Source organism: Comamonas sp. HJ-2, assembly GCF_053615495.1.
This window is the reverse complement of the sequence record NZ_JBSIFD010000034.1, coordinates 14294-37724: the sequence shown is the minus strand read 5'-3', so window position 1 is coordinate 37724 and position 23431 is coordinate 14294. Positions and strand designations below refer to the sequence as shown.

The 23431-nt window shown below is 58.3% G+C and carries 25 protein-coding genes and 2 pseudogenes; 12 read left to right on the top strand and 15 right to left on the bottom strand.

Annotated features, from left to right (window positions below; translation table 11 throughout):
- Window positions 1-70: 70 nt before the first annotated feature.
- The 5 genes from ACWGXF_RS22020 to ACWGXF_RS22000 all read right to left on the bottom strand — a co-directional run bounded on the left by ACWGXF_RS22020 (window position 71) and on the right by ACWGXF_RS22000 (window position 3135).
- Window positions 71-322, bottom strand: a complete 252-nt coding sequence (locus tag ACWGXF_RS22020) for a DUF3422 family protein (protein WP_452102493.1) — start codon at window positions 320-322, stop codon at window positions 71-73.
- 185 nt (window positions 323-507) lie between these two features.
- Entirely contained in the window at window positions 508-906 is a 399-nt protein-coding gene (locus tag ACWGXF_RS22015) for a VOC family protein (protein ID WP_314354030.1), read from the bottom strand.
- Between the two features lie 43 nt (window positions 907-949).
- On the bottom strand, window positions 950-2059 hold the full coding sequence (locus ACWGXF_RS22010; protein WP_003291553.1) for an S-(hydroxymethyl)glutathione dehydrogenase/class III alcohol dehydrogenase: 1110 nt from the start codon (window positions 2057-2059) through the stop codon (window positions 950-952).
- Between the two features lie 47 nt (window positions 2060-2106).
- Window positions 2107-2331: a metal-sensing transcriptional repressor gene (locus tag ACWGXF_RS22005; protein ID WP_256496342.1), complete on the bottom strand. Its 225-nt coding sequence runs from the start codon at window positions 2329-2331 to the stop codon at window positions 2107-2109.
- 60 nt (window positions 2332-2391) lie between these two features.
- Window positions 2392-3135, bottom strand: coding sequence for an SDR family oxidoreductase (locus ACWGXF_RS22000; RefSeq protein ID WP_256496341.1), 744 nt, complete (start codon window positions 3133-3135; stop codon window positions 2392-2394).
- A gap of 108 nt (window positions 3136-3243) precedes the next feature.
- Between ACWGXF_RS22000 and ACWGXF_RS21995 the strand changes: the two genes are divergently transcribed.
- A complete protein-coding gene (locus ACWGXF_RS21995) occupies window positions 3244-4203 on the top strand; it encodes a LysR family transcriptional regulator (RefSeq protein WP_314354022.1) in 960 nt (319 codons plus the stop codon).
- Between the two features lie 368 nt (window positions 4204-4571).
- Here ACWGXF_RS21995 and ACWGXF_RS21990 read toward each other — a convergent pair whose 3' ends face one another.
- Window positions 4572-5561 (bottom strand): zinc-dependent alcohol dehydrogenase family protein, encoded by a 990-nt coding sequence (locus tag ACWGXF_RS21990; RefSeq protein WP_256496901.1) that lies wholly within the window; start codon window positions 5559-5561, stop codon window positions 4572-4574.
- Between the two features lie 140 nt (window positions 5562-5701).
- Here ACWGXF_RS21990 and ACWGXF_RS21985 point away from each other — a divergent pair, with 140 nt between their 5' ends.
- The 6 genes and pseudogenes from ACWGXF_RS21985 to ACWGXF_RS21960 all read left to right on the top strand — a co-directional run bounded on the left by ACWGXF_RS21985 (window position 5702) and on the right by ACWGXF_RS21960 (window position 9358).
- Entirely contained in the window at window positions 5702-6598 is an 897-nt protein-coding gene (locus tag ACWGXF_RS21985) for a LysR family transcriptional regulator (RefSeq protein WP_256496340.1), read from the top strand.
- A gap of 110 nt (window positions 6599-6708) precedes the next feature.
- Window positions 6709-6921, top strand: coding sequence for a hypothetical protein (locus ACWGXF_RS21980; protein WP_256496339.1), 213 nt, complete (start codon window positions 6709-6711; stop codon window positions 6919-6921).
- 21 nt (window positions 6922-6942) lie between these two features.
- Window positions 6943-7320 (top strand): hypothetical protein, encoded by a 378-nt coding sequence (locus ACWGXF_RS21975; protein ID WP_256496338.1) that lies wholly within the window; start codon window positions 6943-6945, stop codon window positions 7318-7320.
- A 55-nt stretch (window positions 7321-7375) separates the two neighbouring features.
- Window positions 7376-8065, top strand: a complete 690-nt coding sequence (locus tag ACWGXF_RS21970) for a hypothetical protein (protein ID WP_256496337.1) — start codon at window positions 7376-7378, stop codon at window positions 8063-8065.
- A 134-nt stretch (window positions 8066-8199) separates the two neighbouring features.
- A pseudogene (locus tag ACWGXF_RS21965) lies at window positions 8200-8499 on the top strand (transposase); the annotation flags it as partial.
- A gap of 229 nt (window positions 8500-8728) precedes the next feature.
- Window positions 8729-9358: a DDE-type integrase/transposase/recombinase gene (locus tag ACWGXF_RS21960; protein WP_314354019.1), complete on the top strand. Its 630-nt coding sequence runs from the start codon at window positions 8729-8731 to the stop codon at window positions 9356-9358.
- Window positions 9359-9378: 20 nt separating this feature from the next.
- Here the strand turns inward: ACWGXF_RS21960 and tphA1I are convergent, their stop codons facing one another.
- Genes tphA1I through ACWGXF_RS21935 form a run of 5 tightly spaced genes read right to left on the bottom strand, consistent with a single transcriptional unit; the run spans window position 9379 to window position 14029 of the window.
- The gene (gene tphA1I / locus ACWGXF_RS21955; protein ID WP_256496335.1) at window positions 9379-10389 is read right to left on the bottom strand and encodes a terephthalate 1,2-dioxygenase reductase TphA1I; all 1011 of its coding nucleotides are present in this window, start codon (window positions 10387-10389) and stop codon (window positions 9379-9381) included.
- Between the two features lie 9 nt (window positions 10390-10398).
- Entirely contained in the window at window positions 10399-11346 is a 948-nt protein-coding gene (tphBI, locus tag ACWGXF_RS21950) for a 1,2-dihydroxy-3,5-cyclohexadiene-1,4-dicarboxylate dehydrogenase (RefSeq protein ID WP_256496900.1), read from the bottom strand.
- Complete coding sequence (gene tphA3I / locus ACWGXF_RS21945) at window positions 11343-11807, bottom strand: terephthalate 1,2-dioxygenase terminal oxygenase subunit beta TphA3I (RefSeq protein WP_034369201.1); 465 nt, start codon at window positions 11805-11807, stop codon at window positions 11343-11345. Before tphA3I ends, tphBI begins: the two co-directional genes overlap by 4 nt.
- A complete protein-coding gene (gene tphA2I, locus ACWGXF_RS21940; RefSeq protein WP_019043843.1) occupies window positions 11804-13045 on the bottom strand; it encodes a terephthalate 1,2-dioxygenase terminal oxygenase subunit alpha TphA2I in 1242 nt (413 codons plus the stop codon). Before tphA2I ends, tphA3I begins: the two co-directional genes overlap by 4 nt.
- A gap of 15 nt (window positions 13046-13060) precedes the next feature.
- Window positions 13061-14029: a Bug family tripartite tricarboxylate transporter substrate binding protein gene (locus tag ACWGXF_RS21935; protein WP_019043844.1), complete on the bottom strand. Its 969-nt coding sequence runs from the start codon at window positions 14027-14029 to the stop codon at window positions 13061-13063.
- A 109-nt stretch (window positions 14030-14138) separates the two neighbouring features.
- On the opposite strand from ACWGXF_RS21935, the gene ACWGXF_RS21930 reads away from it, so the two are divergent.
- Window positions 14139-14906 carry an IclR family transcriptional regulator domain-containing protein gene (locus ACWGXF_RS21930; RefSeq protein WP_012837656.1) on the top strand — a complete coding sequence of 256 codons (768 nt, stop codon included), beginning with the start codon at window positions 14139-14141 and terminating at the stop codon, window positions 14904-14906.
- Between the two features lie 377 nt (window positions 14907-15283).
- A pseudogene (locus ACWGXF_RS21925) lies at window positions 15284-15382 on the top strand (IS3 family transposase); the annotation flags it as partial.
- Window positions 15383-15774: 392 nt separating this feature from the next.
- Here ACWGXF_RS21925 and ACWGXF_RS21920 read toward each other — a convergent pair.
- On the bottom strand, window positions 15775-15897 hold the full coding sequence (locus ACWGXF_RS21920) for a hypothetical protein (protein ID WP_255443327.1): 123 nt from the start codon (window positions 15895-15897) through the stop codon (window positions 15775-15777).
- A gap of 427 nt (window positions 15898-16324) precedes the next feature.
- Between ACWGXF_RS21920 and ACWGXF_RS21915 the strand changes: the two genes are divergently transcribed.
- Both ACWGXF_RS21915 and ACWGXF_RS21910 read left to right on the top strand, forming a co-directional pair.
- Window positions 16325-17656: a Rieske 2Fe-2S domain-containing protein gene (locus tag ACWGXF_RS21915; protein ID WP_012837653.1), complete on the top strand. Its 1332-nt coding sequence runs from the start codon at window positions 16325-16327 to the stop codon at window positions 17654-17656.
- A gap of 19 nt (window positions 17657-17675) precedes the next feature.
- Complete coding sequence (locus ACWGXF_RS21910) at window positions 17676-18851, top strand: Gfo/Idh/MocA family protein (protein ID WP_029158425.1); 1176 nt, start codon at window positions 17676-17678, stop codon at window positions 18849-18851.
- A gap of 61 nt (window positions 18852-18912) precedes the next feature.
- Here the strand turns inward: ACWGXF_RS21910 and ACWGXF_RS21905 are convergent, their stop codons facing one another.
- The 3 genes from ACWGXF_RS21905 to ACWGXF_RS21895 all read right to left on the bottom strand — a co-directional run bounded on the left by ACWGXF_RS21905 (window position 18913) and on the right by ACWGXF_RS21895 (window position 22176).
- Window positions 18913-19506 (bottom strand): MarR family winged helix-turn-helix transcriptional regulator, encoded by a 594-nt coding sequence (locus ACWGXF_RS21905; protein ID WP_012837651.1) that lies wholly within the window; start codon window positions 19504-19506, stop codon window positions 18913-18915.
- A 290-nt stretch (window positions 19507-19796) separates the two neighbouring features.
- Window positions 19797-20789 carry an ABC transporter substrate-binding protein gene (locus tag ACWGXF_RS21900; RefSeq protein WP_012837650.1) on the bottom strand — a complete coding sequence of 331 codons (993 nt, stop codon included), beginning with the start codon at window positions 20787-20789 and terminating at the stop codon, window positions 19797-19799.
- Window positions 20790-20832: 43 nt separating this feature from the next.
- A complete protein-coding gene (locus ACWGXF_RS21895; RefSeq protein WP_012837649.1) occupies window positions 20833-22176 on the bottom strand; it encodes an MFS transporter in 1344 nt (447 codons plus the stop codon).
- 277 nt (window positions 22177-22453) lie between these two features.
- Here ACWGXF_RS21895 and ACWGXF_RS21890 point away from each other — a divergent pair, with 277 nt between their 5' ends.
- The gene (locus ACWGXF_RS21890) at window positions 22454-23416 is read left to right on the top strand and encodes a PDR/VanB family oxidoreductase (RefSeq protein WP_012837648.1); all 963 of its coding nucleotides are present in this window, start codon (window positions 22454-22456) and stop codon (window positions 23414-23416) included.
- Window positions 23417-23431 lie beyond the last annotated feature (15 nt).

Below are 23431 nucleotides of genomic sequence, written 5' to 3'. Positions count from 1 at the left end.
GCTAGGGTTAATGCGTGGGTCAGATTGAGATGGAAAAACCGGGGGCTAGTGGGTCACTTCTGGGTGGAAATCAACAGTGGTCGGGCTCGGCAACGCCGAAGCGATGAGACAACTCGCTCATCGCCATCTGATCCCTGGCCTGGTCGCCTTCGGTCATGAAAGCGAGCTGCAATATACCGCGGGGGGCCTGAAGCAACAGATGCGGGCGCGCATGCACTTCACCCACGGCTGCAGCACGATCGACATAAGCCGGCATGCCGTACACGGTGGCGGTCGGGGTGGGTTGTACGGTCGTCGTATTGATATTGGCCGGCTCTTTCATAACGACCTCATTTCTCATTGGTTGAAAAGCACGCTTCAAAACAAATGCCCGCAGCCATGCGTTTCACACATGGCTACGGGCCGACCTTCATGAGCAGGCACCGCGTTACACAGTCCGTCTAACAGGCTCACCGTATAATAGAGGCTTGTGCTGACCCTGTCAGAACGCTCTCAGCTTCCTTGCTTTCAGACGAAGGTGTACGAGCAGACCTTGTTGCCCGCCGGATCACGCAGGTAGGCCGCATAGGCACCCGGCAGGTGACCACGTGCGCCAGGCTGGCCCTCGTCAATGCCGCCTGCGGCAAGGCCGGCGGCGTGGAAGGCATCCACTTCAGCGGGAGTGGCGGCCGCAAAGCCGATCGTCACGCCGTTGCTGGAAGGCGCTTCACCATTGCCCGGGCGGGCGATGATGAAAGCCGGCTTATCGCGACCGAAAAGCACCCATCCGTTGTTGAAAGGACCGAGGTTCTTGATGCCGAGAGCACCCAGAGCGGCGTCGTAGAACGAGACCGACTTCTGAAGGTCGGCAGCGCCGATAAAGATGTGCGAAAAGATGCCATCGCCAGAAATGACAGGAGTGGACATGATTAATTTCCTTGGTGGTTGGTGTTGAATGGGTAGTGGGCGGTCAGTAGTGGATCACCGTGCGAATCGACTTGCCTTCATGCATCAGGTCGAAGGCCTTGTTGATGTCGTCGAGGCCCATGGTGTGGGTGACGAACGGGGCGAGATCGATCTCGCCTTTCATTGCGTCCTCCACCATGCCGGGAAGTTGAGTGCGGCCCTTGACCCCGCCGAAAGCCGAGCCCTTCCAGGTGCGACCGGTGATCAACTGGAACGGGCGCGTCGAAATTTCCTTGCCTGCACCAGCCACGCCGATGACGATCGACTGGCCCCAGCCACGATGTGCTGCCTCCAGTGCCGAGCGCATCACGTTGACGTTGCCGATGCACTCGAAGGTGTGATCGACACCCCAACCGGTCATCTCGATGAGAACCTCGTGAATCGGCTTGTCGAAGTCCTTCGGGTTGAGGCATTCGGTCGCGCCGAAGGTACGAGCCAGCTCGAACTTCGCAGGATTGGTGTCGATGGCGATGATGCGACCTGCCTTGGCCTGGCGTGCCCCCTGAATCGCAGCGAGCCCGATGCCGCCGAGGCCGAAGATGGCCACAGAGTCACCCGGCTGAACCTTGGCCGTGTTGTGAACAGCGCCGATGCCGGTGGTCACACCGCAACCCAGCAGGCAGACATGCTCGGGATTGGCGTCCGGGTTGATCTTGGCCAGCGAGACTTCGGCCACCACCGTGTATTCGCTGAAGGTCGAGCAGCCCATGTAGTGGTAGATCGGCTGGCCGTTGTAGCTGAAGCGGGTGGTGCCATCGGGCATCACGCCCTTGCCCTGGGTGGCGCGCACCGCCACGCACAGGTTGGTCTTGCCGCTCTTGCAGAACAGGCACTCACCGCACTCGGCGGTGTACAGCGGGATCACGTGGTCACCCGGCTTGACCGAGGTCACGCCCTCGCCGACCTCGACCACGATGCCGGCGCCCTCATGGCCCAGCACCGCCGGGAACACGCCTTCCGGGTCCTCGCCCGACAGGGTGAAGGCGTCGGTATGGCAAACGCCGGTATTCGTGATCCTGACAAGCACCTCGCCCTTGCGCGGCGGCTCGACGTCGATCTCGACGATTTCCAGTGGCTTTCCAGGCCCGAAGGCAACTGCTGCACGTGATTTCATGATGTCGCTTCCTTTAATTTTCCCTCACCGAGGGTACCCTGGCGCCTCTACCGCAGGTAGGAGCGGACGATGGAGATGGTCTCGTCAATGGACTTGTTCTGCGAATCGCTCCTGATTTCGCTACTGGGAAACTCTTCCCTTAGATAGCTCTCCAGAACCGTTGCCATCAATCCGTTGACAGCTCCACGAACAGCCGCAAGCTGCTGAAGAATTGCAGGGCATTCAGCACCTGCATCGAGCGCTTGCTCCTTTTCTTCCGGGCCATGTGGCACTCACCGCTTTTCACTCCAGATAAGCGGGGCCTGACGCCGAAGAGACAGGCCCTCAACTCATTAGAATTCCTGCACGGTTGGGCGCAGAACGATCTCGTTAATATCCACGTCAGCAGGCTGCTCAATTGCGAAGGCGATAGCTCGCGCGACGGATTCGGCGGGAATTGCATGCTTGTAGAAGTCCACCACGAAATCGCGGCTCTGTTGGTGGGTGCTGCCGAATTTCAGTTCGGAATCCACGGCGCCCGGTTCGATAGTCGTGGTGCGGATGCTGCCACCGACTTCGTGACGCAGTCCTTCGGAGATAGCCCGCACAGCAAACTTGGTGCCGCTGTACACGGTGCCACCTGGGCTGAACACCTTCAGGCCTGCAACCGATGCGATGTTGATGAAGTGACCACTGCTTTGTTTCTGGAAGACTGGCAATGCAGCCGCGACTCCGTACAGCAGACCCTTGATGTTGATATCGATCATGCGATCCCACTCGTCAGTGCGAGTATCGCTGAGCGGTGCAATCGCCATCAGTCCGGCATTGTTGATCAGTACATCAATGCGACCGTAGGTGTCCACGGCACCTTGAATGAGTGTTTTGACCTCTTCCTGAGAGGTGACATCGGTCTGATACGCGATTGCCTGACCACCTGCATTGGTCAGCTCAGCCACCAATGCGTCGAGTTTATCTTTGCGACGTGCAGCCAGCACTACGCGAGCGCCAAGCGCAGCAAGGTGGCGTGCAGTAGCCTCACCCAGGCCGCTGCTGGCACCGGTGATAACGACAACTTTTCCAGAAATATTATTGCTCATGCTGAGAACCTCATCGGGGGGGGTTGTACTTCGGGGCTTCGCCATGGCTGGTTAGCCTGGCAGTGCGCATACTTTAGACCCATGATTGATCTCAATAAATGAAAATAATTGGATTATGCTATTCCTGAAAATGGAATAAATGGGAGGGGCAACATGCTTAACCGCATGGAGATGGTTAGGGTTTTTTGCACAGCAGCAGAGGCAGGTAGCTTCCGCGAAGCGGCAACTCGATTAGGCATCTCCCCACAAGGGGTGACTCGAGCCATTCAAGCCCTGGAAACTGAGCTTGGCGAATCACTGTTCCACCGCAATACCCGCCAGGTGAGCATCACTGCTTTCGGTCAGGATTACGCCAAAGATGCCAGGTCAGCTCTGGATCATTTCGATACGCTATTCCGGTCGCACAGGACGGAGCCTGAGCTGTCAGGCAGGGTGGGGATTACGGCTCCACATGCTATTGGCAGGCGCTTCCTAATACCGTTTCTTCAGCCCCTGGCCGCTGCACATCCTGACCTGCAATTCGATCTCCGCTTGGAAGATCAGATGACTGATGCTGTTGAGTCGCATATCGATATTGGTATCAGGGTGGGGGTTATTCGCGACCGGCGCTACGTTGCACGTGCCTTAGCTCCCGTGCCGTTTTACGTTGTCGCGTGCCCGTCTCTCATAGGCCAAAAGACACTACCTAAATCTTTGGATGCCTTAGCTAAGCTGCCACTTTCAGTCCTGATCGACCGGAAAAATGGCCGCCCTTGGCCTTGGCTATTTGCCGACGGGCAAACGTTCACGCCCAGGCAGCCAGCTCTTATCTGTGATGATCCAGATACGGAATTGGAAGCCACCCTGGCAGGCATGTGTTTTGGCCAAATTCCTGCCTATCTGGCTGAGCCTCATCTGCGGTCAGGAAAGCTGGTTGCTGTTTTGGCTGATCTCGCTCCAGCGCCATGGGATCTGTTCATATACCGCCCGCAGCAGGGTCCTGTATCGAAGCGGGTGCGATTGGTGTACGACCACCTTAAACAGGCTTTCTCAAACCCCAAGCTATTTCCCCAGGGCCTGGGGACATAGCTTGAATACCTGCCAGCAATCGTCCGCTTTTGGCCGTTATGAAGAGCTATCCATAACGGCCAGGACTTGACGCTCGAATCAGGCTCTAACTCACGGGCGAGACGCCAAAAGACTGGGAGCCCATCCGGAACACCCGCCCCCTTGGCTGATCGGTAAGCAATGCTCAGTAGCCACTTTGCACCCGCTGATAGTCGCCACTACACTGCCCTCAGGCAGAGCATAGATCCCGCTTCCCTAGAGGCCTCTCGAGCGGTTGCTTTTGGCTGATTCCGGCCTGATGCAACCGGCACAAACCGGCCAATAGCGGTCATCAGGGCTGGCTTGAATCGGGGCCGAAGGATTACCGCTCTCAGCCCCATAATTGCTGGTCAGACAGTTACCACGATCTTGCCGATCTGCTGATTGGCTTCAAGGAAACGATGGGCATCCTGGATGTCGCTAAGTGCGAATGTCTTTGCGATGATCGGGCGCAACGTACCGGACTTCAACCCTTGCAGAATAAAAGCCTTCGCTCTCTCTAGGGCTTCAAGGTCGGCCACAATCTCTGCGTAGAGATAGCCCTTCAAAGTCAGGCTTTTGCCCAGCACGGTAAACAGTGGGAATGGTGTCGGTTCAGAGCTAAGTGCGCCGTACACCAGCAAAATCCCGCCCCGTGCCATGCTCTGCGTGAGAGGTTCAAAGGACGGCCCGCCTACAGGATCGAATACAACGCGAGCGCCTTGACCGGCAGTTATCGTCATAACACGCTCGACGATATCCTCTTCATCGCTGACGATGACATGCGCAGCGCCTGCATCAAGTAGGGCTTGCTTCTTCGCGTGAGTTCGTGTGATCGCAATCGATGTGGCGCCGACCATACGAGCCATTTGGAAGGCGGCCAAGCCAACACTGCTTGACGCGGCGGTAACGATGACAAAATCGCCCTGCCGTAGCTTCGCTTGTTCAATCAATGCCCCCCAGGCGGTGACGTACTGCATCCAAGACGCCGCAGCCTCTTCAAAGGACAAGTTCTCAGGGCTCTTTACCACCAGGTGGGCCGGTACATTGGCCAACTCGCCGTAGGTGCCCCAGCGAGCAATATCCAGAGGTGGGATCAGAGCGACCGAGTCACCAATCGTGATCTCGGTTACGTCGCTCCCAACTGCAGTTACAACGCCTGCGGCCTCGTAGCCTAAGCGGCTGGGGAACTCCGCTTCTTGTAGGTATGCGTGATTGCGGAACATCACTTCGGCTCGGTTCAAGCCAATGGCTTTAACACTAATTTGCACCTCGTTTGCTGCTGGTGCCGACACTTTCAGATCTTCCAGCTTCAGAACGCTGGCGTCACCGTATTCATGAATTCTGACAATGCGTGCCATCATAGATACCTCGTTTATCAATGGGCCTCGACGTACATCCGGAAGGTATCCGGGCACTCGAAAGGTGACGAAAATTTAGTCATTGATTGGCGCTAGATAAAGGCCTACGATGGCGTATTACTAGAAACAGAGTGTTTATAATGGATCGCCTGACCCAGATGGCCACGTTCGTCAAAACAGTTGAGCTGGGTTCATTCAGCGCCGCTGCGGACGACCTGAATCTGTCCCCTCAATTGGTAGGGAAACAGGTGAAAATGCTCGAACAACATCTCGGTGTTTCCCTTCTGCACCGGACTACGCGCAGGCAAAGCCTCACCGACTTCGGCAGGGCGTTCTACCAGCGAGCAAAACTGATCCTTGCAGACATGCAGTCTGCCGAAAGCCTGGCTGCCCTCACTCGGGGCACACCAAGCGGCCGCCTTCGCATCAACGCGCCGGTCACGTTCGGAATTCGCACGCTTTCGCCACGCCTGCTGGAATACATGGTTCGGTATCCTCAGGTGTCTGTTGACCTAACGTTATCGAACGAACTGGTCGATATCGTTGATGATGGTTACGACGTGGTATTTCGCATCGGCGAGCTGGCGAGCAGTGGGTTGAAGGCAGTGCCACTGGAGCCCTATCAGATGGTTTTATGCGCTGCGCCGTCCTATCTTGCACGTCGCCCTCCCATCATCAATCCGTGGGATCTACAGCAGCAGGAGTGTCTGGGGTTTACCTATTCTGATGGCCGCTCACACTGGAGCTTCGACAGCCCGGAGGGGCGTATAGATGTTCCTATTACAAGCAAATTAACGATCAATCAAGGTGATCCACTGCTGGCAGCGGCTGTAGCTGGTCTAGGTGTGGTTCTACAACCGATAGAGTTGGTTAGCGATGCACTGCGCGATGGGACACTGGTGCGTCTGTTGCCGCAGTACCCGGTGCCGAATACCGCAATGCACATCCTCTATGCCCCTGACCGAAGAATGACTCCAAAACTGCGCAGCTTCTTAGAGTTTGCGCGTGAGGCTTTTGGGCAGCGAGGCCCTCTCTAACGCACAAAAATCAATCACTCCTGCGCTACCCGCGGTCTTCGTAAAGGACGACGATTACCGTGGCTCATCGGACCCCCAGTGTCAGAACGAAGGTTGGTAAGGCGTGGCGAGTGAAGTGGGCGGACGGCAGCGAGTCGGCACAGGCTTGTTTTGACGCCCGCACGGCGGATGAGAACCCGGTGTTGGAATGGGTCACGATGGAAGACCCACGCGCCCGTGCTGTGATCAGTGAGCTGCCACGCTTTGTCGCCGGCCAGCCGCTGCCGGTGATCCGCGTGGCCGGCTTGCCGGATTCGGTGCGCTGCATCTGGTCGCTGTGGTAGATCAGTCTGGCGGCTGAGGGCTTGAGCCGGAAGCGCTTCCTGCCGGTGTTCATCAACGAGGAAGGCCGGCCCTTCGTGCCGACCGTCAAGCGCGTCTGGGATCTGCTGCTGACCGAAACGGTAGACGTGCATGCCGTGACGGGTGCCGAGGAGTCGGCGAAGTGGTTCGAGGCGTCGCAGGCGGCTGCCAGCACCCAGGGTGAACGGATCTTCACCGAGCTGCTGACCGAACACCGCGCCCGTCTGAAGGAAGAGCGCGAACGTGCGGTGTATGCGTTCGAGGCCCGAGGCCAGACTATTGGCCGCATTGGCTTACCCGCCGCGCAAGCGCGCTGCAACAGGAACACGATGCACGCATGGCCGCCCTGGATGACATGGAGGCCAGCGTGCCGGATTTGAATGCCGTGATGATGGTGCGCGTCTCCGGCGATGTAATGTCCGGAGGACAGGTGGGATGAGCCAGTGGTCAGAACGTATTCTCAGCCACTTCACGGCCGATCTCACCCGGCTGTGGGTGGCGTGCGACCCCGACGATGTGTTGCTCGACGAGAAGCTGTTGACCGAGCTACGCGGGCGCGGCTTCGAGCTGATGCTGTACGAAGACCCGCTTGCCTTCCGCGCGGAATACGAGGAGCGCTACCGTGCGGCATGGGATCGGGGTGAGCCGGGGCCAGCTCCATCGCTGGTTCTGCATCTGCGTAGCGCCGACGCGAACGCATTGCCCTGGGACATCGTGCATCACGGTCGTGTGGTGCGCCTCAGCCTTGCCGATCTGTTCCCCAAGCTGGCTTACAGCGCCGTGCAGCAAGTCGAGCCGGAGCATCTTGCCGGGTTGTTTCATGCCCACCAAACCGAGTTGCAGTCAGCTCGGGGCGAGAACGAGTCCAAGGACTTCATCCTCGAACACGTCTACCAACTGGCGCCCAGGTCTATCCGCACTCCGGTGGACTTCTGGCGCGAGCTGTTGCGGCTTCACTTCGCCAACCGTTCGTTGCCGCCCCTGTTCGCCCAGCACGCGGCAGGCATCATTCACGGCAAGGGGCTGTTCACCGACCAACCCGTAGCCACATGGGTGGAAATCAACAAACTGCAGACAGCTCCAAAGCAGCGCTGCTTTCGCTGTGCAAGCGATACGCGGATGTAATGGGTGATAGCGCTGAACTGAAACTGGCAGCAGCAGCATCTATCGCGAATGAATATGAGTGGCAGATCACTCAGTTCTAGAGCGTGTTATGAACTTCCGTTCAAGACACGCGGCAGCCCAAGTAGAGTGCTGCAATGCCCCGCAAGCCTTACCCGCATGACCTGCGTGAGGTCTTCAATGCGCTGCGTTGGCTGGTGCGTGCAGGTGCACCTTGGCAGCTGCTGCCCAATGACCTGCCGCCATGGGAGGCGGGATGCTCCGAGGCGATGGTGTCGGACCTGCGCTCCATCATCCGTGTGGCCCAAGGGCGCCAGGGGCAGTCCAGTGCCGCAGTGCTAGATGAGCGTACGTTGCAGTCAACCTGCGAGTGTCACCCGCGTGCGAGCTACGACAACGACAAGCGCCGCCGCGGCAGCAAGGTGCACATGGCCGTTTACTTTTACTGAACACATACGCGCACGAGGCGAATGGATCCAGGCCAAGGGCCTGTTCCACCAACAGGGCCGCCCAGTCAAGGCTGCGCCAAAGTTGCAGGATCGATTGGTGACGCCGATCAAGGCCATGCTCGAGGAAAACCTATCCTTCGGCTATCGAACGGTGGCGCATCTGCTGGGGTTCAACAAGAACACGGTGCAGCGCATCTTCTAGATAGAGGGCTGGCAGGTGCGAAAGTGCCCGGTAGGCTTCAGGCCCAGGATCCAATCCCTGCCCTCGGTGGCCAAGGCACTGAATGAGCGCTGGGCCACCGACATGTGCCGGGTCTGGGCCGGACGGGCTGGCTGGACCACGATGGCCCTGGTGATCGATTGCCACAGCCGGGAACTGCTGGGCTGGCACCTGTCGCGTAGCGGGAGATCCAAGACTGCAGAGTCAGCACTGGAGCAGGTGCTGATTGCACGGTTCGGGACACTCGGGCGTGTGCCAGCGCCGTTCCTACTGCTCTCGGACAATGGGCTGGTCTTCACCAGCCGCAGCTCCACGGCCCTGGTCAGAAGCTATGGCCTGCGCCATGAAGAATCGCTTGCCGAGTCGCTCGCCTCGCTAGTCTTGGCTCGCAGTTCATACCTCTACCATCGCGCCCGTCTCAACGCTGACGAGAAGTATGTCCTGGTGTGCCGATCAATCACCAACATCTTCGAGCGCAACCATGGCTGCTTTGGCTACCGACGGGTTACTGCAACGCTGTGCAGTTCAATGGCGGAGCCGGTCAACCACAAACGCGTACAGCGAGGAAGCAAGTTCGTCGGCAATGGCATGAATGCTTTTATTACTGCCTCAAGTCCGCCGTGTTGATATCGCATGGGTAGCTACTTCTAGTGGTGACCAGTCGGGCCTGTCGCAAAAACATCCGCGTGGAAGTCCTGTGCAAGCAGGCCCATATCGGAAGCGGCTGTGCGCACTGATTGAACCAGAGCTGGTGAGCCACAGCAGTGCACCACATGATCGTGCAGGTTGCCAAAGTGAGTGCGTAGCGCGTCATCCACCCGACCTGCGTGAGCATCCGCAGGCATATCGCCTAGGCCGGTGATGGCTGCAATGTAGCGAAACTGTGGCCAGACTTTGCGCCACTTGTCGATGGCGCTAGGAAGATACAGGCCCGAGGGGTTGCGAGCCCCCCAGATCAGCGTGATGTCGCGCTGAACCTTGCGTTTGGCTAAGTCATCAAGAACGGATTTAATGGGCGCAAATCCCGTGCCACCCGCAACGCAAATCAGGGGCCTTGCGTCATCAGGCTTCAGTGCGATGCTGCCGAATGGCAGTTCGATATCCAATGTGTCACCAGACTTCAACTGCTGAACGATAGTGCTGAAGCGACCACCAGGTACATGCCTGACATGCAATGTGATGCCATCGCTCTCATGGGGTGGATTGGCCATAGAGTAGCTGCGGCTTTCCCCGTCGTCGAGGTGAATCAGCAGGTATTGGCCGGCTTCAAATTTGGCGCGCTTGCCCACAGGCAGGCGCAGGCGCAGCAGCGAGACATCGGGTGCCGCCAGTGTATTGCTGTACACCTTGGCCGTAAAACGTTTTCGGGCTTCCGGGTCGAGACGGCGAAAGGAGCTCGGGTGGATACGTATATCGCTGGCTGCAGTGCAGCCGCACAGCAGCACTTGTTCCGAGGCGCAGAGTTCGTTTCGCACGGCCATGCCATTGAAGGAGGCAATATTTCCGTCGAGCAGCGTACTCGCACAGTTGCCACAGCTACCTTTGCGGCAGGAATAGGGCAGCTCGATGCCGGCCTGCAGAGCTGCATCCAGTACGGATTGCCCGGGCGCGCAGGGGAACGCGATATCGGAGTCGTGGATATGGATCTGGTGGTTCATAGAGAGTCCTCAGACCGGTTGGGCTCCGAGTAGGGCTATTGTGCGTAGGAGGGCCGTGGCGTCAGCCACGCCACGGCCGGCAATGTCCATGGCGCTGCCATGGCCCACGCTGGAAAGCACCACCCTGCCACCGATAGATAGTGCGCTGGCTCCGTTAGGTGCCAGCAGCTTGATGGGGATATGGCCCTGATCGTGCAGCATGGCTACATACAGGTCGTGCTTGCGCTGTGCCAGAACCATGTCAGCTCCCATGGGGCCGTCTACTGCTAGGCCGCGCTTGCGCAGTGTCTCGACAGCGGGAACGGTGATCTGGGAGTCCTCCAGGCCGAACAACTGTCCTTCAGATGCATGAGGGTTGATCCCGAATACAGCGACTTTTGGTTTAGGCACTCCGAGTAAGGTGCATGTCTGCACGGCAGCCTGCGCCGCGTTGACCACCAACTGAGGAGAGAGCCGCTCCAATGCGCTGCGCACGCTTTCATGCAAAGTGACATGCACTATGCGCAGGCCAGCCCCCACCAGCATCAGGAATACCTGGTCTTCGTTCATGCCAAGAACATTGGCGAGCAAAGATGGGTAGCCGCTGAACGCTATGCCTGCGCGGTGAATGGCCGTTTCATGGTGGGGGCAGGCAATGACGGCATCGACTTCGCCGTTTTCGCACGCTCGGATAGCCGCTGTTGCGGATTGCACCGTAGATAGACCAGCATGCGGGGTGATTTCTCCCCACTGAACTGGTTGTGTAAGTGTGCCGGCTTCCTCGTGAACGATGTCTTGAAGAAGCGGCTCCATTTCGCAAACCCGTGCGGCTTGCTCGAGAGCGCTCCAAGGTCCATAGACCTTGATAAGAGACCTTTCGGTGGCAGACAGCTGCTGGAGAGCTTTCAGTGCGATTTCTGGGCCAATACCGTGGGGATCGCCGATGGCCAAAGCCAATCTACGGTGCACTATTGTCATAGCGGCAATGCCATCAGCGTGTCCGTCACCGTGCTGTCGCAAACCGCGATGCGTTCTTGCAGACGTAACTTGCCATCAATCGTGGTGAATTTGTCGAGGTACTCACCGCTGGCAAAGACCTCTGTTTCCCCTGTATGCATGATGCGCAGCACCATGAACGGCGTGGAAGCACTGGCCTGTGTTGCATCGCCTGACTGGATCGAAGGCAGACCCAGAATATGGCGATAGCGATGGCGCTCGTAGATATTGGCTTCGCGCAGCGCAGAAATTCGGTCGGTGAGCATGTCCTGTGAATCCGCCCAGACAATGCCGGCAGCAAGCCCTTCAGCATGATTGTCGACATTGGTGACGCGATAGTGGCAATCCTTCGTGAAGAAGGTTGGCCATTGCTCCATGGCGTCACTGTCTATGGTCTTCGCGTAAGCGGCATTGAAGGCCGCGATTTGAATTTCATTGATCATGCTTGCATCTCCTGTCCCATATGCTTGCGGTAGGCCTTCCAAAAGCCGCGTACCGAGGTTTCCGTGGCGCGGCCCTCGCTAGAGCCTTCGTGGTCTCCGCCCATCTCGATGACTGCATCAAGGTTGGCAGCGCCTGCGATGCCACGCTGCACGAATCCACCGACAGCTCCGTCTTCCATGGAAATGAATCCGGCCGGGCCGATAAGGTTGGCCTGTTTGAGTCTGACCTTGCGTTGCTCGGCACTGTCATCTGCATAGCCAAGATAGGTCCAGTTGAGTTCCGAGCTGGAGATGCTCTTGGGCAGCAACTGACGCACGGCGATGCTGTTCTGAATCTGCTGCAGCACAAAGCCAGGGAACACAGAAAGGATCTGCAGGGTCACGCCGTCCTCGAACTCCTCAAAGCCCTCTAGAAGGCTAGGATCTTTGAGCCGGTAACGCTCGTTGTCGGAGCGGATGGCCTGGTCCTTGTACGAGTCGTCTTTGGCGCCGCGATCGATCATGGAATAGCTCACATGGTGGCCACCCGACTCGTCGACGATGACACCGCCTTTTTGTGAGAGGCGATTCAGCTCGAAGGTGGTGAAGAACATATGCAGGAGGCTGGCGTGATAGCTGTCCTTCACGTTCTCGAAGTAGAGCTTCCAGTTGTTAGGCAGCTTTTGCGTGAAGCGACCGATGACTTCTACGGGCTTGTGCAGCACGCGCTCTATGCGCTCGCAAATCTCAGGGCCAAGGTAATCCTCAATGCTGGGTACATCCTCGGAAAAACTGCCAAAGACCAAACCGCAAAAGACAGCCACGCGGAGCTTGCGCGGGCCATGCTCTTCTTTGCAGAACGAGGCCGGCATGCCACCCTGGCCCTTGACACCTTTCTCGAAGGCAACGCCGGTCAGATCTCCCTGTCGGTTGTAGCTCCAGGCGTGATAGACGCACTGGAAACTATCCGTACGGCCCGATTTCTCCAGAGCGATGAGAGCGCCGCGATGCGCGCAGCGGTTCTCGAAGGCGTAGATTTCCTGGTCGGCATCCCGTACGACAACTATCGGTGTTTCACCGGCAAAGGTAGTGCGGAAATCACCGGCCCCGGGAATTTCAGATTCCAGGCACAAGTAGTTCCAGACCTCGCCGCGATAGATGCGCTGCTGTTCCTGATCAGCATTGGCTGTGTCGGTATAGATACCAAAAGGCACGCGCGTATTAGTGGCCCCATGCCACTGGATGATGGATTCTTGCATGTTGGTTCCTAAGAGTTAGAGCTTGACGTTGGCGGCCTTCAGCACCTTCTTCCACTTCTCGGTTTCCTGGCGGATGAACTGAGCAGTCTTGGACGGGTCCCAACCACAAGGCACGGCACCTTGTTCCTGAAAGTGCTTGCGGATGTCGTTCGATGACAGAGCCAGGGCCATCTGCTTCTGAAGCTTCTGAGCGATTTCTGCACTCGTGCCTGGGGGAGCCACAACAGAAAAGAAAGTCACGGCTTGCATGGCGGGCCATTGCTGCTCGGCGAAGGTGGGGACCTGGGGCAATATTTGAGAGCGCTGCTCGTCGGCAACGGCCAGAATGCGCACCTTGCCGGCCTGGTGGTAGGTGGCCGACGAGCTGATGTTGTCGAAAAACACATCCACATTGCCGCCGATCAAGTCAATCAGTGCCGGGGCTGTTCCCTTGTAAGGGATGACAGTCAGTTCAGTGCCAGTCAGCTGCATAAACATGGCAGCAGTCAGGTGGGATGTGGAGCCGTCGCCTTGCGTCGCCACAGTCACTTTTTTGGGATTGGCTTTGGCGTATGCGATGAACTCGCCAAGTGACTTAACAGGCAGCTTCGGGTTGATGACCAGGACGTTGGGCACTGTGGCCAAAATCGTCACCGGTACCCAGCGAGTCGGGTCGAAGCTGAGCTTTTGATAGAGGTTGTGGTTGATGGCGATGGGCCCCGGAGGGGAGGCCAGCACAGTCATTCCGTCCGGCGGTGCCCGGAACACTAGATCGGCACCGATGTTTCCACCAGCCCCGGGCTTATTTTCAATGATCACGCCACCTGCGTAGTCCGCGCGGATTTTTTCGGCTACTAGGCGCGGCAGTACATCGGCGGTACCTCCCGCTGAGAAAGGCACGACGATCTTGAGAGGTTGATTTGACTGAGCCAGGCTACCTGTTGCAGCGACCGCAGCGGCAATGCCGATCAATGCTTCGCGTCTGCGAATAGATTCGTTGCGCATCTTGTCTCCTTCTTGTGTGGGGAACTGCAGTATGAGGATGTCGTACTTTGTGTTAAACCTGTTTTTGCGCTATGCGCAAAAATGTTGAAAACACCTTGATTTGATCGCTATGCAGGACAAGAACTTTGTGGAATCGCTGCGCAAGGGATTGGGGGTACTGACTTGCTTTGACCGTCGGCATACCCGGCTGACGCTGTCAGAGGTAGCCAGGCTCACGCAGTCCACGCCAGCATCCGCCAGACGTTCGCTCAGCACACTGGTACAGCTTGGCTATCTAGAGAGCGACGGCAAACTGTTCTGGATGCAGCCCAAATCGCTGCTGATCGCCTATTCATTTCTGTCATCGCGCCCCATGCCTGCATTGGCCCAGCCACTACTGGATGCACTGTCGGAGCGCACCAGAGAATCCGCTTCGCTTGGTACTTTGTTGGAGGACGATGCCATCATCATTGGTCGTTCGACCGCACGGCGCAGCTTGAGCACGGGCCTAGGAATAGGATCTAGGTTGCCGGTGTACTGCTCTGCGATTGGTCGGATGCTGTTGTCAGGACTCCCCCAACAGGAGGCGCGTGCAAGGCTAGAGATGATCGAGCGGGTGGCACTGACCCCTCATACGGTGACTGACTTGGAGGAGCTGCTAGGTCTGCTTGAAACTTGCCGGCAATCAGGGTGGTCATGCAGCGACGGAGAGCTGGAGCTGGGGGTGCGCTCTATGGCAGCGCCAGTGCGCGACCCTCAAGGCAACACAATTGCTGCTATGAGCATTGCAGTTAGGGCAGAGAGACTCAGCATGAGTGAGTTCAAGGAGACTTTTTTGATACCGCTGAAGCGCGCTCGCAATGAGTTGGAAAAAAAGCTATATCCGCAGGGGTTGTAGTGCTCCACGATGTCCTTGCTGCTACCGCAGCGCAAGCTCAACGGTAGAAGTAGGAACTACGCGCAAGAGCCAACTGAGCAAGGAGTTCTGGCAGAACCATAGTGCTCCTTGATGGCGTCCTCAGCAGTGTCTTCTCCCGGTTAAACAGGAGTTGCATATTGACGCACAGGCTGTTGATTTCCACGCAGAACTGACCCGCCGAGGATGCGGACAAAAACTTGGACTACCAGGAGATGTAATGGATGCCTCCCTGCCTACGGGCAGCTCAAAGGCCGCAGAAGCATAAAGATGAACAGCGTGACCGTTTTGGGAGTGTGCTTGTTCGCTAGACGAGCTGGGCTCTTGAATGGATACGGCCCGACAGCAGGACTACCAACGAGGCCACCATTCGTTGGTACAACGAAAAACGTATCAAGGTATCTCTGGGACTTTTAAGTCCTGTGGAATACCGGCACAAGCTTGGCCTAGCCGCATAAAACCAGTCCAAGTTTTTATCCGCACCCCCCAACACAAGGACTCAGCCCTGCGAAATACAGACTGAGAAACACCTCCTGCTCGGCAGCACGGTAACCGTCCAACTCCTAGAACAGTTCAAATCCAGGGCGAATCGCTGCCACGGCATGAGATCAGGCAAGGGATGTAAAGTGAATTCGGCCCAGACGGCCAGCTTTCCTGATCATTCGATCAAGCTTATGGTGCTCAGGGCCGCGGCAACACATCGCCGCCTAGTCGCCGACAAGGACTGTCTGTTTCTCGACCAACCGCAGCGCGCTCGACAGTCGCCCCGCCTTTAGCAACTCCCGCGTGAGGCTTCGCGCGGCAAGGAGAACATCTCTTTGGCCGAGCCATATTCCGCGATTTTTCCACGCTACATGACCGGCACTTCATCGACAATCGACTCCATCACATTGAAGACGTGGCCGGTGAAGATCAGCATCAAGTCTCGCTCCTTGCACAGCTTGGTAAGCAAGGCCAAGACTTGATTACGCACTGTGGCGTCCAGAGCTGACACGAGTTCGTAGCAGACTGGCAGGCGCGGATTCATGGTCAGTGCGCGCGCAATGACTACACGCTACCGCTAGCCACCTGATACCTGATGCGGAAGTCGCGCCAGGAGGGCTGGATTCATGCCGACCTCTTCCAGCATATCCATGTAGCGGCGGGGCCGTGCGTGCTAAGTGGATCAAGTCGAGCAACATCAAGCTGGATTGCCAGCCTCTGATACAGCATCCCAAGCCCTTCCGGAGAATTTCGAGAGGGCTTTGTTTCATGTCTCTCAATCAAAGGTTTGTGATTGGCCACAGGCCGCCCCCATCGAAGCCACACAATCTTGTCAAACAGGCTTGTCAATATAACTAGATCTCTAATATAATTAAGTACCCCTACTGCTGAAGGCGAGTAATCGCCAGGAGACAACGATGCTGACTCATGAAGAAAACGAATTGCTGTGCCGCGTAGAAGGCGAAGCCCCCATGGGCAAGCTGATGCGCGAACACTGGACCCCGATCTGCCTGATTGAAGAGGTCCGTGAACCGGACGGCACGCCGGTCAAGGCACGCATCCTCGGCGAAGACCTCGTCGTGTTCCGCGACAGCGAAGGTCGCGTCGGCGTGGTTGGCGAGTACTGCCCACATCGCCGCGCCTCGCTGGTCTACGGCCGCAACGAAGACGGCGGCCTGCGCTGCCTGTACCACGGCTGGAAGTTCGACGTGCAAGGCAACGTGCTCGAAATGGTCTCCGAGCCCGCCGCCAGCAGCATGGCCGAAAAGGTCAAACACACTGCCTATCCGACCAAGGAATGGGGCGGCATGGTCTGGGCCTACATGGGTGCTCAGGACGCCATCCCCGAATTCGTCGCTCCAGCCTGGGCACCGACTGCAGACACCCGTGTGAGCATCGGCAAGGTACTGCTGCCATGCAACTGGGCACAGATCCTCGAAGGCGCCATCGATTCCGCACACAGCTCTAGCCTGCACTCGTCGGATTTTGTGCCGGCACGCGTGACCGGCGCCGAAGCCACGGACAATAACTGGCTGCGCCCCTCCACCGACAAGGCTCCCCGCCTGCAAGTCCAGCGCACCGAATATGGTTTCCGCTACGCCGCCCTGCGCCGCCCGATCTTCAATGCCTCCACGCACGACTATGTGCGCTCGACCGTGTTCGTCGCACCCGGCACTGTGCTGATTCCGCCGAACAACCTGTACAACGTCGCCAACGTCAACGTTCCGATGGACGACACCAATACGGTGTTCTACTTCATCGCCTGGGGTGATGCAGCTACCACGCCGGAAACCGAAACCTGGCGCAAGTTCCTGCATACTCAAGTCGGCCCAGACCTTGATGAACGCTACCGTCCTCTGCGCAATCACGAAAACCGCTTCTGGCAAGACCGCCAAGCTATGAAGGCCGGCAACTTCACCGGCATCACCGGCTTCCCGAACCAGGACATCGCCATGTGGGTCACGATGGGCCCCATCGCCAACCGCTCGGACGAACGCCTGGGTGCCAGCGATCTCGCCATTGTCGAGTTCCGTCGTCGCATGCTCGATGCCATCGCCGAATACAAGCAGGACGGCAAGGCCATCGGCACCGGTGCCAAGACAATCCCTGGCACGATCTGCTCATACCAGGCTGTGGTGCCGAAGGAAACCGACTGGCGTGAATACCAGGTCCGCTACGTGAGCGCCAAGCATGCCGTGTCGGACGAACAAGCCGCCGAGGCCGCGACCGACTACCAGGTCAAGCAGTAATCAACGGATGGAACTGGCCATGGAACAGCGCCGTTTACGGATCGGGGTTGCAGGACTGGGGCGGGCATTCTCGCTGATGCTGCCCACCTTCCTTCAGGACCCCAGGGTCCAGCTCGTTGCCGCGTGTGACCCGCGCGAGGAAGCTCGGCAGCAGTTCGCTGCCGACTTCAACGCAAGGACTTACACAGACGTGCAGGACCTGGCCGAAGATCCGAATGTGGAAGCCATCTACGTGGCCAGCCCGCACCAGTTCCACGCCCAACACACCGAGATTGCCGCAGCCAGGGGCAAGCATGTGCTGGTCGAGAAACCGATGGCGCTCAACGCGGCTGACTGTGATCGCATGATCGCGGCCTGCCGCGCCGCGAACGTGCATCTGATCGTCGGGCACTGCCACAGTTTCGATACGCCGTACCGGCGCACGCGCGAGCTAATCCGCTCGGGCGATTTCGGTGCGGTGAAGATGATCCAAGCTTTCAACTACACCGATTACCTGTATCGTCCGCGCCGGCCCGAAGAACTGATGACGGCCGAAGGCGGTGGTGCCGTCTTCAGCCAGGCTGCGCACCAGGTCGATATCGTGCGAATGCTCGCGAGCTCGCGTGCCACGCGCTTGCGCGCAAGCGTCGGTCGCTGGGATCCGCTGCGCCCGACCGAAGGCGCCTATTCCGCCCTGATCTGGTTCGAGAACGGCGCCTATGCCTCGCTCTCGTACAACGGCTACGGTCACTTCAACAGTGACGAGTGGACTGGCTGGATCGGTGAAATGGGCGATCACCTGAATCCGGATGCCTACGGGAGTGCGCGCAAGCGTCTGGCCACCATTGCCTCGGCAGAGGACGAAGCCAAGCTCAAGGCTGCCGGTACGTACGGTGGTGCCGCCTACAAGCAGCCCTCGTGGGCAGCAGAAGAGCCGGCACGCAGTCATCAGCATTTCGGCCCGGTGATCGTGTCCTGCGAACGTGCCGACCTGCGCCCCCTACCCGATTCCGTCGTCGTGTACGGCGACAAGCAGCGCGAAACGCTTGCGCTTTCGCGCCCGACCGTGCCGCGCGCCGAGGTGATCGACGAACTATACGATGCCGTCATCCTGGGCCAAGCCCCCCTGCATGATGGGGAGTGGGCAAAAGGCACGCTGGAAATCTGCATCGCGATTCTGAAGTCGAGCGAAACGGGTACGGACGTACTGCTCTGACGGCAGGCTCCAGGAAAGAAAAAACCTCGCAATGCGAGGTTTTTTCTTTCCTGGAGCCTGCTCAACAGTTTTCGCACTCCTCGCCGCGAGCGGCAATCAGGTGCCCCATTTCCCGGGTGGAAGGAATCCGCAGCACGGAGTCATGCACCTTCTCTGCTTCGTCGCGTGCCATGTTTTCGATGATCGTGAGCAGCACCTTGCGCGCGATGTCGATCTCCGAGCCTTTCAGGCCCTTGACGCTGATCTCGTTCACTTCTTCGGCCAATGGAACCAGCTTGCTTTCCAGGCTGCGACCGCGAGGCGTGAGATACACGTGGGTATTCTTGCGATTGCCGGGCGCATAGCGGCGTTCGACGTATCCCAGCTTCTCCATCGCCGACACCGCACTGAAAGTGGTCGGCGTGGTGGTACCTGCCTCGTCACTTAGTTCCTTCTGCGTCAGTCCATCGGTGACCCACAGAATGCGCAGAAACGCCCAGTGACCGAAAGAAACTTCATACTGAGCCAGGCGCATCTGCAGCCCCCGAACCATCGCCCGGCCTGCATCCTTCACCAGGTGAGCGAGACGATCATCCGGTACGGCCTCGCGCCAATGCCGCAGGATCGGGTTCTCTTTGGAATCCGGTGCCTTGCTGGAAGAGGGTCTGGCTGTCATGCTTTCTCCTTCACGGCCATCGTCAGACTGCTTGAAATCATAGTGCCTTCACAAGTGCACGGACCGCTTCCCCGGTTCTGCACTCATGCTTTGTCAATTCAAAAGGTATGCCAACCACACCGATACGAACAAGCCGAGCACCACGGTATCGGTACGGATACCTTGCGCCATCGCAGGGCGAGTGCATTGTAGACGTGATGCTGCGGCTAACGGAAAAGCAGACTGTACATACAAAACGCCGCGCACTTGGTCGACCAAGTGCGCGGCAATATCCGCAGCAGCTGATGAGATCAGATCTTGAAGCTCTCCAGGCTGGCCGGGTGGAACAGCTCAGCAGGCTGGAGGCGGCGGCTCGACAGTCCTTCGGCATGGTGCTGCGCGAGGAAACGGTCAACCACATGGGCATTCTCGGCAAAACCATACGACCAGAAATCCTGGCCCATCAGGCGGCGCGCATTGCGCAGTTGGTCCTCGATGAACGGAAGCGTGACCTTGGTAGCCGAAGTGTCGCTCAGGCGCGTCAGTGCCACCGCCTTGGAATGCTCGAAGGCCTTGACCAGTGCGCCGGGCAGCCAGGGATGCTGCTCTGCCAGGGTCTTGCGCACGCCTAGCGTGTGCATGATCGGGAACAGCTTGCGACGCTCATACCATTCGGCCGCAGCCTTCTGCGGGTCCTCGAACAGGTACTTGACCTGCGGGTGACCGCGGTCGAAGCACGACGGGGCACGCGGCCCGATCACGCCATCGATTTCGCCATCGGCCAGCAGGTTCGAGATGGTACGGCCTTCCGGCGCATTCACCAGCGACACACCTTCGGGCAGCTTCAGCGAGATCTTCTCGATGCGGGTCGGATCTTCGTAGCCGCCGCGCACCCACTGGATGTCGGAGGCCTTCACGCCGTACTCCTCTTCCAGGAACATGCGCACCCACACATTGGCGGTCAGCTGGTATTCGGGCACGCCGATGCGCTTGCCCTTGAGGTCGGCCGGGCTGTTGATGCCGCGATCGGCACGCACGTAGACCGAGCTGTGGCGGAATGCCCGCGAAGGGAACACCGGCACGGCAATGTACGGCGAGGTGCCGGCTGCGGTCTTCACCGAGTAGCTGCTGAGCGACAGCTCGCAGATGTCGTAGTCGGCGGTGCGGAACGCACGGAAGAAGATTTCTTCCGGATCCTGCAGCATGAACACCGGGTCCACACCGTCGATCTGGACGTCGCCGTCGATCAGCGGACGCATCCGGTCGTAATTGCCCACCGCGATGGACAGTTGAAGCTTGCTCATGTTGATTCCTTTGTGACGATCAAAATCGATTCGGAGCGCATTGTCATGCGCCTGTTTGTGACGCCTGCTGGCGTGGCACGCCAAAGAAGACGGCAAGGCCTCCGATGAAGACCAGCGCAGCCACCAGCAAAATGCCAGCCGAGAAACTGCCGGTAGCGCTCTTCACCCAACCCAGGACGATGGGCGCAAAAAAAGCTCCGACCTGCCCCAGACTGCTGATGACGCCAATCCCGCCTGCTGCAGCCTCACCCGTGAGATAGTTCGGCGGAATGGTCCAGACAATAGCCGCCGCAGCGAAATAGCTCACCGAAACCAGGCTCAGGCATACAATCGCAGCCACCGGGCTTTCTGTAAACAACGTCAGCATCAACGCGCCAATGGCACCAGCGGTGGTCGACAGGGCGAAATGCCAGCGGCGCTCCAATCGCAGGTCGGAGCTGCGGGCAATAAACAGCATGGCAACGGCACCGACCAAGTAAGGCAGAGCCGACAGAAAGCCGATGTGCAGCATGTTGGAAACGCCCGTCTGCTTAATGATGGTGGGCGTCCAGTAGTTCAGGATCGTGCCGCAAATGGGTACCGTGGCCCAGCCTGCAGCAATCACATAGACGCGCGGATCACGCAAAGCGGCCATCAGGCTGCTCGGAGCGTTCTCCGGCTTCTGGCGGTTCTCTTCTTCCAGGGCGTTCAGGACGATGAGCTTTTCCTGATTGGTCAGCCACTTCGCATCCTGTGGTTTGTCGGTCAGGTAGAACCAAGCCACAATGCCCGCGACCACGGCCGGCAGGCCTTCTAAGAACAGCAGCCACTGCCAGTTGCGAAAGCCCCAGACTTCATGGAAGTTCTCGAGGATCAGACCCGACAGCGGACCGCCGATGATGCCGGCCACAGCAATCGCCAGCAGGAACCGCGACGTGATGCGGGCGCGGAGCTTGGCGGGATACCAGAACGAGAGATAAAGAATGATGCCGGGCCAAAAGCCTGCTTCCGCCGCGCCAAGCAGCGTCCGGGCCAGATAGAACTGCCACGGGGCGTTCATGAATGCCATGGCAGTAGAAATCCCCCCCCACAAAAGCATGATCCGCGTGATGGTCTTGCGTGCGCCGATGCGCCTGAGCAGCAGCGTGCTCGGCACCTCCAGCAGGATGTAGCCAATGAAGAACAGACTCACGCCCAGACCGTAAGCGGCATCGCTCAGACCAAGATCGTGCTTCAGATGCAACTGCGCAAAGCTGATATTGACGCGATCAAGATAGTTGAGCACCCAGCAGAAGAACAGAAAGCTCATCAGCCTGAGAGTGATCTTGCGATAGGTTGTCTCGACGGTTGCCGGGTCGGAAGTTTGATGCGGAAGCGCACCCACGTAGTTCAACGTGGAATCTGTCATTTCGGAGTCTCTTGGAGGCGTTTTGTCTGCTGCCCGCTTGAGCTGGCGGAGCAGCGAACACGTCTGAGTTCGCTTTACCGGCCGCCGCAATCAAGCCTTTATTGCTAGAAATCTATTCATTAGATATCTATTTATTAGATTACGAGGCTTCGAGAGTAGCGACAAGCAGGGTTTTCCCCTGGCGCGAAACCGTGCGCAAGTCAACTACTCCGCTTGCATAATTAGATCTCTAACAATAGAATTGCAAATATTGTCGAGCAAGTAAAGGAAGACAGGCATGACCACCCAGGAAAGCGGCTTTCTGCGTCTGAAGATCGCGGAGAAGGAAAAGATTGCACGCGACATCTGGCGCTTTGAACTTACCCATCCAGAGGGCGCGCCGCTGCCCCCGTTCGAGGCTGGCTCGAATCTGACGCTGGTGGCCCCCAACGGCATGCGCCGCAGCTATTCGCTCTGCAACGACTCGCAAGAGCGCAATCGCTATGTCATCGCCGTGAAGCGCGACAGCAATGGCCGTGGCGGCTCGATGAGTCTGGTCGACGACACATCCGCAGGGGATTCGATCGAAGCCTCTCTGCCGCGCAACGAATTTCCGCTTGATGAACGCGCCAAGTCGTTCATTCTCGTGGCTGGCGGCATCGGCATCACGCCCATGCTGTCCATGGCACGCCAGTTGAAGGCGGAAGGCCTGCGGGACTTCAAATTGTATTATCTGGCTCGGGATCCAGAGGGCACGGCCTTTCTCGACGAGCTCAGCAGCGACGAATGGCGCTCGTTGGTGAAGATCCACCACAGTTTCGGCGACCCGGCGAAAGCATTCGACTTCTGGGCCTTATTCGAGCGTCCCAAGGCTGCACATGTCTATTGCTGCGGACCGCAGTCGCTGATGGATACCGTTCAGGACATGACAGGCCACTGGCCGTCCGGCACCGTTCACTTTGAAAGTTTCGGCGCCGGCAATGCCAACACAAAGGAAAACACGCCATTCACGGTGCAGCTTAAGCGCACCGGCACCTCATTGGAAATTCCGAGCGACCGCTCGATTCTGGACGTTCTGCGTGCCTCGAACGTGCGCGTGGCAAGCTCCTGCGAAAGCGGTACCTGCGGCTCCTGCCGGGTAGGATTGTGCTCGGGCGAAGCGGACCACCGGGATCTCGTGCTACGGGACGATGAAAAGGATGCACAGATTATGGTCTGCGTATCGCGTGCAAAATCTGCGGAATTGGTACTGGACCTCTGAGCCACCAGCCACTTC